14 protein-coding genes are annotated in these 13,595 nt (G+C 70.2%); 9 read left to right on the forward strand and 5 right to left on the reverse strand.

Annotated features, from left to right (window positions below; all coding sequences use genetic code 11):
- Positions 1-47 precede the first annotated feature (47 nt).
- Positions 48-659 (reverse strand): superoxide dismutase, encoded by a 612-nt coding sequence (locus FHR38_RS29100; RefSeq protein WP_184538203.1) that lies wholly within the window; start codon positions 657-659, stop codon positions 48-50.
- Positions 660-1,113: 454 nt separating this feature from the next.
- Here FHR38_RS29100 and FHR38_RS29105 point away from each other — a divergent pair, with 454 nt between their 5' ends.
- Positions 1,114-2,022 (forward strand): alpha/beta fold hydrolase, encoded by a 909-nt coding sequence (locus FHR38_RS29105; RefSeq protein WP_184538205.1) that lies wholly within the window; start codon positions 1,114-1,116, stop codon positions 2,020-2,022.
- Here FHR38_RS29105 and FHR38_RS29110 read toward each other — a convergent pair.
- Positions 1,994-2,989 carry an FAD:protein FMN transferase gene (locus tag FHR38_RS29110; protein ID WP_184538206.1) on the reverse strand — a complete coding sequence of 332 codons (996 nt, stop codon included), beginning with the start codon at positions 2,987-2,989 and terminating at the stop codon, positions 1,994-1,996. The two genes, FHR38_RS29105 and FHR38_RS29110, sit on opposite strands and share 29 nt — an antisense overlap.
- Before the next feature lie 237 nt (positions 2,990-3,226).
- Here FHR38_RS29110 and FHR38_RS29115 point away from each other — a divergent pair, with 237 nt between their 5' ends.
- Both FHR38_RS29115 and FHR38_RS29120 read left to right on the forward strand, forming a co-directional pair.
- Positions 3,227-3,973, forward strand: a complete 747-nt coding sequence (locus tag FHR38_RS29115) for a response regulator transcription factor (RefSeq protein WP_184538208.1) — start codon at positions 3,227-3,229, stop codon at positions 3,971-3,973.
- A 160-nt stretch (positions 3,974-4,133) separates the two neighbouring features.
- Positions 4,134-5,570 carry a sensor histidine kinase gene (locus FHR38_RS29120; protein ID WP_246447931.1) on the forward strand — a complete coding sequence of 479 codons (1,437 nt, stop codon included), beginning with the start codon at positions 4,134-4,136 and terminating at the stop codon, positions 5,568-5,570.
- 123 nt (positions 5,571-5,693) lie between these two features.
- Here FHR38_RS29120 and FHR38_RS29125 read toward each other — a convergent pair whose 3' ends face one another.
- Genes FHR38_RS29125 through FHR38_RS29135 form a run of 3 tightly spaced genes read right to left on the reverse strand, consistent with a single transcriptional unit; the run spans position 5,694 to position 7,799 of the window.
- The gene (locus tag FHR38_RS29125; RefSeq protein ID WP_184538212.1) at positions 5,694-6,860 is read right to left on the reverse strand and encodes an MAB_1171c family putative transporter; all 1,167 of its coding nucleotides are present in this window, start codon (positions 6,858-6,860) and stop codon (positions 5,694-5,696) included.
- Positions 6,861-6,865: 5 nt separating this feature from the next.
- Positions 6,866-7,330, reverse strand: coding sequence for a hypothetical protein (locus tag FHR38_RS29130; protein ID WP_221449235.1), 465 nt, complete (start codon positions 7,328-7,330; stop codon positions 6,866-6,868).
- A gap of 28 nt (positions 7,331-7,358) precedes the next feature.
- Complete coding sequence (locus tag FHR38_RS29135) at positions 7,359-7,799, reverse strand: helix-turn-helix domain-containing protein (RefSeq protein ID WP_184538216.1); 441 nt, start codon at positions 7,797-7,799, stop codon at positions 7,359-7,361.
- Between the two features lie 157 nt (positions 7,800-7,956).
- On the opposite strand from FHR38_RS29135, the gene FHR38_RS29140 reads away from it, so the two are divergent.
- The 6 genes from FHR38_RS29140 (at position 7,957) to FHR38_RS29165 (ending at position 13,576) form a co-directional block, all read left to right on the forward strand.
- On the forward strand, positions 7,957-8,181 hold the full coding sequence (locus tag FHR38_RS29140) for a hypothetical protein (protein WP_221449236.1): 225 nt from the start codon (positions 7,957-7,959) through the stop codon (positions 8,179-8,181).
- A gap of 41 nt (positions 8,182-8,222) precedes the next feature.
- On the forward strand, positions 8,223-8,450 hold the full coding sequence (locus FHR38_RS29145; protein WP_184538218.1) for a hypothetical protein: 228 nt from the start codon (positions 8,223-8,225) through the stop codon (positions 8,448-8,450).
- Positions 8,451-8,539: 89 nt separating this feature from the next.
- Complete coding sequence (locus FHR38_RS29150) at positions 8,540-10,393, forward strand: alpha/beta fold hydrolase (protein WP_184538220.1); 1,854 nt, start codon at positions 8,540-8,542, stop codon at positions 10,391-10,393.
- Positions 10,390-10,968: a hypothetical protein gene (locus FHR38_RS29155; protein WP_184538222.1), complete on the forward strand. Its 579-nt coding sequence runs from the start codon at positions 10,390-10,392 to the stop codon at positions 10,966-10,968. The genes FHR38_RS29150 and FHR38_RS29155 overlap by 4 nt, the downstream gene beginning before the upstream one ends.
- A complete protein-coding gene (locus tag FHR38_RS29160) occupies positions 10,965-11,729 on the forward strand; it encodes a class I SAM-dependent DNA methyltransferase (RefSeq protein ID WP_184538224.1) in 765 nt (254 codons plus the stop codon). Before FHR38_RS29155 ends, FHR38_RS29160 begins: the two co-directional genes overlap by 4 nt.
- Positions 11,726-13,576, forward strand: a complete 1,851-nt coding sequence (locus tag FHR38_RS29165; protein ID WP_184538226.1) for an ABC transporter ATP-binding protein — start codon at positions 11,726-11,728, stop codon at positions 13,574-13,576. Before FHR38_RS29160 ends, FHR38_RS29165 begins: the two co-directional genes overlap by 4 nt.
- Positions 13,577-13,595 lie beyond the last annotated feature (19 nt).

Raw genomic sequence — 13,595 nt, forward strand, 5'->3', positions numbered from 1 at the left:
TACCCGATACCGGCCCGTCCGTCGGCGGGTAGCCGGCGGCGGACGGGTCAGCCCTTGCGGGCGGTGGTTGCCGCGGCGTACCGGGCCGCCACGTCCGGCCAGTTCACGACCTCCCACATGGCCTTGACGAAGTCCGGCCGGACGTTGCGGTACTGCAGGTAGTAGGCGTGCTCCCAGGCGTCGAAGGCGAGCAGCGGCACCGAGCCGATGCCGACATTGCCGTGGTGGTCGTAGACCTGCTCGACGATGAGCCGGCCGCCGACCGGCTCGTAGGACAGCACGCCCCAGCCGGAACCCTGCACCAGGGTGGTGGCCGCCGACATCTGGGCGTGGAACGCCTCGAACGAGCCGAAGTACTCGATGATCGCCTCGGCCAGGTCGCCCTCGGGCCGCCCGCCGCCGTCCGGCGACATGTTCTGCCAGTAGAGCGAGTGCAGCACGTGCCCGGAGAGGTTGAAGGCGAGTGTCTTCTCCAGTCCCACGATGCCGGTCAGGTCGCCCTTGTCGCGGGCCTCCGCGATGCGGTCGAGGGTGTCGTTGGCGCCCTTGACGTATGCGGCGTGGTGTTTGTCGTGGTGCAGCTCGAGGATCTGTCCGTTGACGTGCGGCTCCAGTGCCGCGTAGTCGTAGGGCAGGTCGGGCAGGGTGTAGGTGCTCACGTTCGGACCCTTTCGGCCTGGGAGATGACACTGCAAGGTTTACTCATTTGCCACTCTTATGCAATAAGGGGCGGGGCTCACCCATCGCCGAGCACCCCGGTGTTCTGGCACGCGGTCAGCCGCCACTGCCCGTCCTCCTTCGTCAGGACGAACAGTGGTGGCCGGTCGTCCAGATCGTGTCGGCCCGGAACGGGCCGACGAACTCGTCAGGTAGCTCGTTGTTCTGGCTGTGTTCGACCGCGGCAACCACCTGGCTGATCGCTCTGATCTCGGCCTCGCGGACCTCTTTCGTCGATGTTTGTCGCGCTCATGGGGCCGACCGTATGACCTCAAGTTGACTTGAGGTCCAGCCGTTCCAGAGTGATCAGTCGCACTACGCCAGCCCGCTCGTACGGCGCCCGGTCGTGACATCACCGAGGTTTGGCTGTCGGTCCTGGGTGGGCAGACCATTCGCATGTTCGAGGGGTTCCAGGAAGCCATGGTGGACGTCGGCGCGGTCCGGGTGCGGGTCCGTAGCGGGGGAGCGGGTCCGCCGGTGGTGCTGCTGCACGGGCATCCGCGTACCCACACCACGTGGCACCGGGTCGCGCCGCTGCTGGCCGCCGCCGGACACTCGGTGGTGTGTCCGGACCTGCGGGGCTATGGGCAGTCGACCAAGCCACCCACCACCAGTGATCATGCCCCCTACGCCAAACGGGCGATGGCTGGTGACGTCCTGCGACTGATGCGCCAGCTCGGGTACGAGCGGTTCGCCGTGGTCGGTCACGACCGGGGCAGCTACGTGGCGACCCGGCTGGCGCTCGACACACCCGACGCGGTCACCCAGCTCGTCGTCATGGACAGCGTGCCGATCGGTGAGGCGCTGGCCCGCGCCGATGCCACCTTCGCCACGGCCTGGTGGCACTGGTTCTTCTTCGCCCAGCCGGAGAAACCGGAACGGGCCATCCTGACCGATCCGGACGCCTGGTACGGCGGTGACCCCGGCCGGATGGGGGCGGAGAACCATGCTGACTATCGGGCCGCGATCCATGATCCGGCCACCGTGCACGCGATGCTGGAGGATTACCGGGCGGGGCTCGGCGTGGATCGGGCCGCCGACGACGCCGATCGCGCCGCCGGCAGACGGATCGGCTGCCCTACCCTCGTGCTCTGGTCCACCCGGGACGACATGCAGCAGCTGTACGGCGATGTCGTGGCGGTGTGGCGGAACTGGGCCGAGGACGTGCGGGGCGCACCGGTGGAGAGCGGACACCACATGGCCGAGGATGCTCCGGTGGAGTTGACCGAGAAGATCGTCGAGTTCCTGGCCACGCCGGTGTCCGGAGGTGACCGCTTCAGGAGTGACGCCGCCGGACCGGGGTGAGCGTCGATGCCGGGTGCCAGGCCGGCCAGAGGCCCGGCCGTTCCAGCCCGGCGCCGACCGACTTGCGGATGCCGTCCACGGTGACCAGACGAGCTGCCACGCCGAGCGACTCCAGCCACGACACGGCGTCGTAGCCACGTAGCACCGCCGCCATGCTCAGCGCCTTCGCGGCGACGCAGGTTGCCGCCGCCACCGACACGCCCGCCCACAACGGGGCCGGTGGCAGTCCGGTACGCGGATCGACGATGCCGAAGCCGGGCGGGTTGCGGTCCAGACCGGAGGAGGTCGCCAACGCCCCACCAGCCAACATGATCCGTTCGGTGTCGACAGAGACCGGCCAACCGTCAGCGGGGATGGCGCCGGCGGTGGCCGCGCATCGGCCGACGCCGACCAGCGCACCGCCGTCGTACCGGGAGATGAGCAGATCCGCGCAGCGTTGGGCGGCGTACGCCGGCACGATCGCCCCCAGATCGAGCACCACGGCTGGCGGCACCGTCAGACACCCCTCGTGCAGGATCACGCTCCGCCAGCCGGCTACCGGGCCGGCTGGCCGCGCAGTGTCGGCTGGGGCGGCCGGGCGGGGCAGATCGGTCGGGCCGGGCGCGTGCGCACTGCCGGCAGGGAGGGCACGGTCGGTCGAGGCCGCGTCACCGCCGGAGAGCCACGGCCGACGCAGCCGCAGCCGCAACAGCGCCGCTCCGATGGTCGGGTCGACGTCCCCGTCGGTCAACTCGGCGGCGGAGAGTGCGGCCGACATCAGGCCACCGAGCGGTGGACTGACCGGCGTCGGCTGTCCCGTTGCCCGGTGCACCTGGGCCAGTTCGGTGTCGGACCGGCCTCGACCGCAGACCCGGTTGATCTTCGCAAGCTCGGCCATCACCAGTCTCCGGGCACCGATCATGGTCGTCGGATCGGTGACCGTGACCCGTACCGGTGTTCCCTGGTACGCCCATCGTGCCGTCCGCATACGTCACTCCCGTCGCTACCCGTGGCTCCGCCAGCCTCGCGGCAACGCCTGTACCGGCGGTGTGGTGAACCTGTGAGTCAGCTGTGACGACGGCCGCTGGCGGGCTGGGGTGTCCAGCCTTTGGCAGGCACGGGTACGTCGGTGCCCGGCTGGCCTCGGGGCGGTCATGGCGATCGCACAGGTGACACACAGACCGCCCTGAGGACAGACCCAGCCAGGAACGGCATCATGCAGGTCATGGGCACCGATCCACGAAACACCGGCGGCCAGGTCGAGTTACGCCGACCCGACGGTGAGCCGGTACGGGTGCTGGTGGTCGACGACGAGACGACGTTGACCGACCTACTCGCCATGGCGCTGCGCTACGAGGGCTGGCAGGTGCAGGGCGCGAACACCGGCACCGACGCGGTGCGGGTGGCGAGACAGTTCCAGCCGGACGTCGTCATACTCGACGTCATGCTGCCCGACCTGGACGGGTTCGAGGTGCTTCGGCGGCTGCGCGGGCATCTTCCCGACGTGCCGATCCTGTTTCTTACCGCCCGGGACGCGGTCGAGGACCGGATTGCCGGGCTGACCGTCGGCGGCGACGACTACGTGACCAAACCGTTCAGCCTGGAGGAGGTGGTGGCCCGACTCCGAGCCCTGATGCGGCGCTCCGGGGTGGCGGTAGCTGCCCGGGAGGAGGCGGTGCTGGTGGTCGGCGACCTGACCCTGGACGAGGACAGCCACGAGGTACGCCGGGGCGGGCAGCTGATCTCGCTGACCGCGACCGAGTTCGAGCTGCTGCGGTTCCTGATGCGCAACCCCCGGCGGGTACTGAGCAAGGCGCACATCCTGGATCGGGTGTGGAACTACGACTTTGGCGGCCAGGCCAACGTGGTCGAACTGTACATCTCCTATCTGCGCAAGAAGGTCGACGCTGGCCGGGAGCCGATGATCCATACGCTGCGCGGTGCGGGGTATGTCCTCAAGCCCGCCGACTGACGGCCGATCCGGCGACCGGGGGGCCGCCCCTGCGACGGCGGACCGGGCACCGCAGCCCGGCCGGCGCTGGTGGCCGCGGCCGGAGGACACGGTCCGGCCAGCACCGGTGGGTGCGATCCGGCGGTGGTGGTTACGGCAGTTCGGCCCGGCCCGCAGGTGGCTGGCGGGCCGGTCGCTGCGCGCCCGACTGGTGGCGGCGGTGCTGGCGCTGCTCGCCGCCGTGTGCGTGGCGATCGGCGTGGTCACCACGGTGGCGCTACACCAGTTCCTGGTCGACCAGCTTGATCAACGTCTCGGTACGGCGGCCACCCGGGCGGGCGGGCCACCCGGACGACCGGCCCCCGGTCAGGACGCGTTCTTCCGGGGACAGGCCGCCGGAACGCTCACCGCCAAAATGGAGGGCGGGCAGCTCGTCTGGGCCGCCACCTTCCAGCCGGACGAAGCCGTCGAACAGCGGCCGGTGCCGATGGAGCAACGGTCCACGCTGCTGGCGTTACCGACCGACGGTCGACCCCGATCCCGAGACCTCGGTGAACTGGGGGAGTACCGGCTGGTCGCCCGCCGGACGCCGGCCGGCGACGTCTTCGTCACCGGTCTGCCGATGGCCGAGGTACAGCGCACCGTCTGGTGGATGGTCGCGTTCCAGGCAGGGATAGCCGGTGCCGGGTTGCTGGTCGCCGGTACGGCGGGAGCGTTGATCGTCCGGGGCTCCCTGCGACCGCTACGTCGGGTGGCGGCCACCGCCAGCCGGGTCGCCGAACTGCCGCTGGACCGGGGAGAGGTGGCGCTGCGGGTCCGGGTGCCGGCCACCGACACCGACCAGCGTACGGAGATCGGCCAGGTCGGTGCGGCGCTCAACCGGATGCTCGGGCACGTCGCCGCCGCGCTCACCGCCCGCCAGGCCAGCGAGACCCGGGTACGTCAGTTCGTCGCGGATGCCAGCCACGAGTTGCGTACGCCGTTGGCCGCGATCCACGGCTATGCCGAACTCGCCCGTCGGGGCCGGGAGCCGGTGCCGGCCGACGTCGCCCACGCGTTGCGCGGGGTGGAGTCGGCGAGCGCCCGGATGACCCGGCTGGTCGACGACCTGCTGCTGCTCGCCCGGCTGGACTCGGGACGGCCCCTGGCCACCGAGTCGGTCGACCTGTCGGCGCTGGCGGTCGAGGCGGTCAGCGACGCCCACGTCGCCGGGCCGGAGCACCGGTGGCGGCTGGACCTGCCCGCCGAGCCGCTGCGGATCGACGGCGACCCGGTCCGGCTACCCCAGATCCTGGCGAACCTGCTGACCAACGCCCGGACCCACACCCCACCCGGCACCACCGTCACGACCGGCCTGTCGGCACCCGGTGACGGAACGGTCGAGATCACCGTCGGCGACGACGGGCCAGGTATCCCCGCCGAGTTGCAGGGGGAGGTCTTCGAACGGTTCAGCCGGGGGGACACCTCACGATCGCGAGCCGCCGGTAGCACCGGCCTCGGCCTGGCGATCGTGGCGGCCATCGTGGAGGCGCACCGGGGCACGGTCACGGTCGCCAGCCGGCCGGGGCACACCCTCTTCACCGTACGACTTCCCGGGCTCGTCGTCGGTGCACCGTGACCGGGGTCGCCGGTCTACCGTCGTGGGTGGCCGGATCGCCGGTCTACCGTCGTGGGTGGCCGGGGTCGCCGGGTGTGCTCGGCCCGTGATCCCCACGGCGTGGTCCGAGGACCATCTGTCCTATCAGGACTGGTTGGCCGGGGTGCGGGCGTGGGTGGCGGCCTGTTGGCGTACCCGCTCGACCTCCGTGGAGCGGGTGAACCGTCGCGTGACCTGGGCCAGCCAGGCGCTTTCCGAGGCCAGTGACGGGTCGACGTCCTGGAACGGGTGGTCGGCACCGTAGGTGCGCCCGGCTGCGTGCCCGACCAGGGCGGCGGCGATCACCGCAGCCTCCAGGGTGGCCGGGTCCGCACCCGGGCCGACCCAGCGGGACACGTCCGGATGGGCGTACGAGCGCAGGGCCAGTTGTGCGTCACGGATCTCGATGACCCGGCGGTAGAGCGCGAACTCCGGTCCGGTCAGCAGTCGGGGGGTGGTGGCGAGGGTGACCTGGGGCACCGCCTCGTGCAGCGTGCGCCAGAGGGGATGGATCTGCCGGTAGCGCAGTGCCGCGCGACACCAGCGCAGGGGTGCGGCGAGCCGGTTGCCCCAGGCGGTGAGGGTTGCCCCGATCAGCCAGAGGGCCACGCAGATCGCCCCGATCGACGAGCCCACCGGCAGGGCGGTGGCCAGCGACCAACCGGTGATCAGAGTGATCACCGGCCGTACCCCGGACCAGCCGGCCCAGACGATCCCCAGGGCCGCCCCGGCGACCACGAACCGTAGTCCGGCCCGCAGCGTGGTGGCCTCGATGTGGCGTACGTAGCCGCCGACGCTGTGGATGAAGGTGACCAGGCTGACGGAGATGTAGAGGAAGAAGACCGCGAGGTAGCCGACCACCAGCGGATCGCGGGAGTAGACGTTGACGAAGTTGAGCGTGTGCCGGGTGTCCGCCAGCAGTAGCAGTACGGCCATCAGGGTGATGGCCCCGGCGAGGACGAATCCGTGTCGGCGCAGCCATCGTCGGGTGTGCTGCGGACGGGCGATGCTCTGCCCGAGCGCGCCGAGGAAGTAGGCGGCGACCATCTCCAGCCCGTTGCCGAGCAGTCGGGTGAGGTTGGGCACGGGTTCGAAGTGACTGGCCAGGATCAGGGTCGGCTGCGCCATGGTGGCCAACCCCAGCCCCAGACACAGGAAGAACGCCGACAGGTAGCGCAGGCCGGAGGCCCGGCGGTCACGTCGTACGCGCAGCAGCTTGTAACCGCTTACCCCGACCGCGAGGGCGCATGCGCAGTAGTTGAGCCAGTTCATTCCGCTCAGGGGGTGTCGAAGACTGAACCCAATCGTGCCAGACCGTCGGCGACATCCGGGGAGGCGGTGGAGCCGGCGCGTCGCCGGGCCCGCTGGGCGATCATCGAGGCGACGAGTTCGGCCTCCTGCTCCTGCGCGGCCGTGTAGTCGGACCGCCCGAGGACCCGCCGGACGAGGTCACTGGAGAGGTTGGGCAGCAGGAGACGGGGCAGGGCGTCGAGAGCGGTGTCGCCGATGTGTCCACAGAGGAGATGGCACACCTCGTGCAGCAGGATGTGGTCCTGGTGCAACCGGGTGGTGCTGGCCGAGTAGAAGATGTAGTCGGCCTGGTCGGTGGCGACCAGGGCGCCACAGTGTGTGGCTCGACCGGACATCGGTACCAGTTCGACGGGACGACCGCGTTGCCGGGCCAGCGCGGCGACGAACCCGGTGGGCTCGAAGGGCACCGGAATCGACAGGGCCTCGACCATCCGTTCGCACCTGCGCCACATGGTGCGGTCAACCGTCATCGCGCCCCGCCGCCGCGCTTCGTCGCGCCTCGCGTCGGCTGATCGCCTCGATCATGTCGCTGATCGTGTCGAGCCCCTCGGGGGAGAGGGTGACCGCCCGCAGGGCGATCTGCCGTACGGCGTTGTCCCGCAGGGCGCCGAGTAGTTCCAGTTCACCGGCGATTCGGGCGCTCTGCTCGTCGTCGAAGAAGTAGGCCGGTGGTACCTGGAAGAACTGGGCGAGTGCCTCCAGGTGTCGCTTGGTGGGGTTGTCCCGGCGACCGTTGCGCAGCTGCCAGAGGTAGGTGGCGGAGAAGCTCTCCCCGGTCGCCTCCCGGCAGGCGCTGGCGACCTCCTCGTTGCGGTACTGCTCGCGATCCGGGCGTCGAATGATTTCGAAGAGCCGGTTGATCTTCTCGGCAAGGGTCGACCGGGCCTCGCTCTGGCCCATTCAGCCACTCCTCCTTCCGGAACGGATAGATCCCCCTGTCGGTGTTGACGGGGCGGACGGCCTCCGACATTCTAGCGAGACAGTTTTTAGCTGAGATGAATCGCGAGCTAGCGGTTTGCCATCTCAGCTAAGAGGCTTTGGGGGAGGTGAAACAGCAATGAGCACATTGGTCACGCACACAAACGGGATCTCCCAGGAGATGTTCGGCGAGTTGACGGAGACGGATGGCGGTCACGGCCAGGTGACCATCATGCCGGTGGCGGCCACCCCCGCCTCCGCCGTCGCCCTCGGCGTCGCCGTGGGAGCCGTCGCCTTCCACGCCGGCTACATGGTCGGCATCGCCCGCAACATGGCGGAGGGCAAGTATCCGCAACCGAAGTGACCGACGTCCAGACGATGTCCACAGTTTAGGCAGGTGATGGAATGTCTGTCCTCGTCGAGAAGGTGAACGCCGATCCCGCGCTCGCCGCGATCTCGATCCACGACGCCGACACCCGGCACCAGGTGGGTGGGATGCCGGTGACGGCGACCCCGGGCACCATCGTGACCGTCGCCGCCGGCGTCGGCCTGGTCGGCGCGGTCGCCGGCCTGTTCGGCGCCGGCTACGCCGTCGGTCGCAACCTCGGCGGCACCCGGCCTCAGCCGAAGTAGCCGCCCGAGGACCGAGCCGGTGTGTCGTCCCCCGCGGCACACCGGCTCACCCCGTACCGCCACCACCAGCAGGAAGCACTGAACTTGCCATGAGAAAGCGAGCCCCCCGTCGCCGTCCCGGGCTGCTGTCGTCGTTGACCCGCTCCACCGTGCTGACCTGGACCGAACGGCTCAGCTCGGTGACCCACCTCCTCGCCAGCCTGGAATACCTGACCCGGGGCCAGGACCGACGGTGGGGCGGCGCCAACAACTGGGACGTCAACCGGCGCAACTTCCACGCCCGATCCCCGCGGATCGCCCGAGCCCTCGATGTCGTGGCCGACGACCGGGTCGTACGGGTGTTGCACGTCAGCCGGGCCGTCGCCGCCGTCGCCACCTGGCTGCCGCTGTCCCGGCGGCAGCGGGTCGTCGCCAACACCCTCCTGACCGGCAGCCAGGCCGCCCTGCATGCCCAGCACCTGTACGGAAGCGACGGCGCCGACCAGGTCTCCTTCCTGGTACAGGCGCTCACCACCATTGCCCGGGCCGGACAGCGCCGCTCCGCCATCGTGGATGCCGCCCTGTGGTTCATCTCCCTGCAGTCGGTGCTCTCCTACACGGTCTCCGGGTGGGCCAAGCTGCCCAGCGAGACCTGGCGTAGCGGTCGCGCACTGCCGGGCATCACCCGGACCCTCACCTACGGCGACCCGCAGGTGTGGGGAATCATGAAGCGCTATCCCCGGTTGAACCGGCTCACCGCCCACGGGGTGCTCGCGATGGAGTGCGCCTTCCCGCTGGTCTTCCTCGGTCGGGGCCGGATCACGCCCTACCTACTCGGCGCGGCCGGCGCGTTCCACCTGGTCAACGCCCGGGTCATGGGATTGGGGCGGTTCTTCTGGGCGTTCACCTCCACCTATCCGGCGGTGGCCTACACGACCGGCCCGAAGGAGCGTACCGACGCCGACGGGACGGTGAGCCGACGCGACGACACCATGCCGGCCGCCGTCGCCGCCGCCGGACTGGCCCTGTTCACCGTCGGCCAGGTGATCCGTAACCGGCAACGACGGATCGTCGAGGCGGGCCGGGGCGACGAACGCACGGTCACCGTCTCCTCCGGCAACGTCCTCGCGTACCGGTTCGTCGGCGACCCCGACGGTGCGGGCCCGGTGGTCGTGCTGGAGAGTGGTCTGGCCTCCACCGCGGAGCACTGGGAGTGGGTCTCCGCACCACTGGGGGAGCACTTCACCACCCTTACCTACCAACGGGCCGGCTACGGGATCAGCCGCTACGAGGCCTCGGGGGCGGAACGGTTCGAGACCCAGGTCGACGACCTCGTCGACCTGGTCGGGCAGGTCGCCGGCGACCGGCCGGTCGTACTGGTGGGCCACTCCCTCGGCGGATACCTGGCCCTGCTGGCCGCCGAGCGACTGGGGGAACAGGTACGCGGGGTCGCGCTGGTCGACTCCAGCCACCCGGCGGAACTGCAGCGGTCACTGCGGCAGGCGGAGGGCGGACGCGCGCTCACCAGTGCCCTGGCGCTCATGCCGGCCTCGCTGCGACTCGGTCTCGGCCCGATGTTGCAGCGTCCCGCCTGGCTGACCCAACTGCCCGAGCACGTCCGCCCCCTAGCCGAGGCCCAGTACCGCGATGCCGGTCTGTGGACGACGGCCCGGCGCGAGTGGCGGGTCGCCAAGGCGAACTTCGAGGCTTTCGACGGGCAACTGCCCCGAATCACCGCGCCGCTCGTGGTGATCACCGCCGGCCAGACCATCCGGGACGACTCCGTCCAACAGGAACTGCACGACGAGTTCGCCGCCGCCGCTCCCCGGGCCGAACAGCACCTGATCTCCGAAGCCGACCACCACGAGGTCATCACCCATCCGGACCGCGCGGCCGAGGTGGTCAAGATCCTGACCGCCTTCATCGACGACATCCGGGACACGTCGAAGGGAGGCGCGCGATGAGGAAGACACCGTCGCGTCCCGGGGCCGTCGAGCGGGGACCACTGGCCACGCTGGTCACCGCCGGCCTGGTCACCTGGTTCGGGGTGACCGTACTGAGCCAGCACCCGCAGCCCCTGTTCGACCGGTTCCGTCGCTACGACATCACCGGCCTGCTCATCGGCAACTGGCGCTTCTTCGCACCGGAACCGGCCCAGCACGACTTCCACGTCCTGCACCGGGTGCTCACCGCCGACGGGGAACAGACCCCGTGGGCCGAGACGACCGAGATCCCGAAGCGGCACTGGCGGCAGGTGGTCTGGTTCCCGGAGCGCCGACAGGACAAGGCGGTCTTCGACATCTGTGCCGACCTGATCGTCCACCTGGGCCAGCCGCACATCGAACTGACCAAGACCACCGCGTTCGAGGTGCTGCGCGACTTCGTCGAACTGACCGTGCGCCGGGAGTACGCCGGGGACCGGCTGCCGAAGGGGTTCCAGTTCGTCATCGCCCGCAGCGCCGGGTACGACGAGTCGCACGATCCCGACTACCTGCTCGTCTCCCCGTTCGTCCCGATGAAGGAAGGGCAGCCCGCATGAGCGAGATCGCGGACAGCGGCTACGGACGGCAGTTCGCCGACTTCTACGACCGGCTCGTGCCCGGTGGCCCGCTCGCCGAGCCGACCGCCGCCCGGCTCGCCGAGCTGCATCCGGGTAACGGGCTGCCGACCCTGGAACTCGGCGTCGGCACCGGGCGGGTCGCGTTGCCCCTGGCCGAGCGGGTCGGGGAGATCGTCGGCGTCGACTCCTCGCCGGAGATGCTCGCCGTACTCGCCACCAACCTGGCCGAGCAGCCCCGCCCGGTCACCGGCGTGCACGGCGACATCCGCGACTACACCGACGGGCGCCGCTACGGGCTGGTCTACTGCGTCTGCGGCACCCTGTCGATGCTGCTGGACCCGGCCGAGCAGCAGCAGGTCCTCGACGTGGCGGCGGCACACCTCGCCCCCGGTGGTGTCGTGGTCGTCGAAACCCACAACCCGGCCTTCGCGGAGGCGCTCAACCAGGGACGGGTACGGGACTCGTTCTTCGTGCCCTACCCGGCGCCGGACACCGGGCTGTTGTCCTACTCGACCGTCGACATCGAAAACCGGTTGTGGCACCTGGCGCACATCTGGATCGACAACGGTCGGTCCCGGATCGCGACGGAGCTGACCCGGCTGACCACTGCGGAGGAGGTCGACGCGTACGCCGAGAAGGCCGGCCTGCGTCCGGCGGGCCGGTACGGCGACTGGCTCGGTACGGAGTTCACCGGCCTGGAGCCCATGTTCGTCTCCGTCTACCGGGACGGCCCGGCATGACCACCGGGACCGCCGCCGTGCCCGAGGCCGGCTCACCAGCGGCCGGCCTACCCGGCTTCGACCCGACAGCGGGCGATGACCAGCAGTCCCCGGCCGAGCGTCCGTCGCACTGGCTCCGGATGCTGCTGGGCTATGTCCGGCCGCACCGGGTTACCTTCGGCGCGGCGGCGGTCCTGCTGCTCGCGTCGAGCGGCCTCGGGCTGCTGCAACCGCTCGCCGCGAAGGCGCTCATCGACCGGCTCACCGAGAACAGTCCGATCGGTCCCACGCTGACCGCCCTGACGCTGCTCGTGGTGACGGCCGCCGTCATGCTCGGCATCGGCAACTACCTCATGTTGCGTACCGCCGAAGCGGTCGTGCTGGACGGGCGCCGGGGGCTCGTCCGGCATCTCTTCCGCCTGTCCGTCGGAAGCATGCGTAGCCAGGCACCGGGGGACCTGCTCGCCCGGGTGACCACGGACACCATGCTGTTACGGCAGATCGCCAGTCAGTCCCTGATCGACGTGCTGACCGGCGGGTTGATGCTGGTCGGCGCGGTGGTCCTGATGGCGATCGTCGACCTGGTGCTGCTCGGTGTCACGGTCGTGGTCGTGCTGGTCCTGGTCGTCCTGCTATCCATGATCATGCCGAGGATCCGTACCGCCGCGTTGCGCGCGCAGGAGTCGGTGGGCGAGATGGGGGCGGCCCTGGAGCGGGTGTTGGGTGCCTTCACCACCGTCAAGGCGTCCGGTACGGAAGTGGCCGAGATGGAACGGGTGGATGTGGCCTCACGTACCGCGTACCACCAGGGGATCTCCCTGGCCCGCTGGGGCTCGGTGGCCGGCACCACCGCCGGGCTGGCCATCCAGGTGGCCTTCCTGGTGGTGCTCGGCGTGGGCGGTGCCCGGGTGGCCAGCGGTGCGATGACCGTCTCGGCACTCGTCGGCTTCCTGCTCTACGTGGCCTATCTGACCCACCCGTTGATCCAACTGGTCAGCGCGAGTACCTACCTGCAGGCCGGACGCGCGGCGTTGTCCCGGATCGCCGAGGTGAACGCCCTACCGGCGGAGCCGTTGGACCTGCCCGCAACCCCGACGGCACCGGTGGCCGTCCGGCGGTCGACCCACGGCCTGGGCCCCGCCTCGGTGATCTTCGACCGGATCTGGTTCACCTATCCCGGTCGGGCCGAACCAGCCGTGGCCGACTTCACCCTGACGGTGCCCGCCGGCGGGTTGACCGCCCTCGTCGGGCCTTCCGGCTCCGGCAAGACGACCGTGCTCAGCCTGCTGGAACGCTTCTACGACCCGCAGCGGGGACATCTCCGGCTGGACGGTCGTGACCTGCGCAACTGGGATCTCAACGAGCTGCGGGCGAGCATCGGCTACGTCGAACAGGACGTCGCGGTGCTGGCCGGCACCCTGCGCGAGAACGTGGCGTACGCGACCCCCGGGGCCAGCGAGGCCGAGATCCGGGACGTGCTGCGCACCACCCGGCTCCTGCCCCTGCTCGACCGGTTGGGCGGCGATCTGGATGCCGAGATCAAACATCGGGGGGTGTCGCTCTCCGGCGGTGAGCGGCAGCGGATCGCCATCGCCCGAGCCCTGCTCCGCAAACCACGCCTGCTGCTGCTCGACGAGGCGACGTCACAACTCGACGCGGCCAACGAGGCGGCGCTGCGGGACGTGATCCAGGAAATCGCGCACCACACCACCGTGGTCGTGGTGGCCCACCGGTTGTCGACGGTGCTGGAGGCCACGCAGATCGTGGTGATGCAGGATGGAGCGGCACGGTCGATCGGACGGCACAGCACGCTCGTGCGTACCGACCCGCTCTATGCCGAACTGGCGAAGGAACAGGCCCTGGTGTGACCATCCGGGATTCGGGGGA

The organism is Micromonospora polyrhachis (assembly GCF_014203835.1).
In the GTDB taxonomy this organism is placed as follows: domain Bacteria; phylum Actinomycetota; class Actinomycetes; order Mycobacteriales; family Micromonosporaceae; genus Micromonospora_H; species Micromonospora_H polyrhachis.

Excerpts from the sequence above, each read along its gene's own strand:
- FHR38_RS29155 (WP_184538222.1), top strand. The coding sequence starts at position 10,390 with ATGAGGAAGACACCGTCGCGTCCCGGGGCCGTCGAGCGGGGACCACTG.
- FHR38_RS29150 (WP_184538220.1), top strand. The coding sequence starts at position 8,540 with ATGAGAAAGCGAGCCCCCCGTCGCCGTCCCGGGCTGCTGTCGTCGTTG.
- FHR38_RS29115 (WP_184538208.1), top strand. The coding sequence starts at position 3,227 with ATGGGCACCGATCCACGAAACACCGGCGGCCAGGTCGAGTTACGCCGA.
- FHR38_RS29105 (WP_184538205.1), top strand. The coding sequence starts at position 1,114 with ATGTTCGAGGGGTTCCAGGAAGCCATGGTGGACGTCGGCGCGGTCCGG.
- FHR38_RS29125 (WP_184538212.1), bottom strand. The coding sequence starts at position 6,860 with ATGAACTGGCTCAACTACTGCGCATGCGCCCTCGCGGTCGGGGTAAGC.
- FHR38_RS29130 (WP_221449235.1), bottom strand. The coding sequence starts at position 7,330 with ATGGTCGAGGCCCTGTCGATTCCGGTGCCCTTCGAGCCCACCGGGTTC.
- FHR38_RS29160 (WP_184538224.1), top strand. The coding sequence starts at position 10,965 with ATGAGCGAGATCGCGGACAGCGGCTACGGACGGCAGTTCGCCGACTTC.
- FHR38_RS29145 (WP_184538218.1), top strand. The coding sequence starts at position 8,223 with ATGTCTGTCCTCGTCGAGAAGGTGAACGCCGATCCCGCGCTCGCCGCG.
- FHR38_RS29135 (WP_184538216.1), bottom strand. The coding sequence starts at position 7,799 with ATGGGCCAGAGCGAGGCCCGGTCGACCCTTGCCGAGAAGATCAACCGG.
- FHR38_RS29110 (WP_184538206.1), bottom strand. The coding sequence starts at position 2,989 with ATGCGGACGGCACGATGGGCGTACCAGGGAACACCGGTACGGGTCACG.
- FHR38_RS29165 (WP_184538226.1), top strand. The coding sequence starts at position 11,726 with ATGACCACCGGGACCGCCGCCGTGCCCGAGGCCGGCTCACCAGCGGCC.
- FHR38_RS29140 (WP_221449236.1), top strand. The coding sequence starts at position 7,957 with ATGAGCACATTGGTCACGCACACAAACGGGATCTCCCAGGAGATGTTC.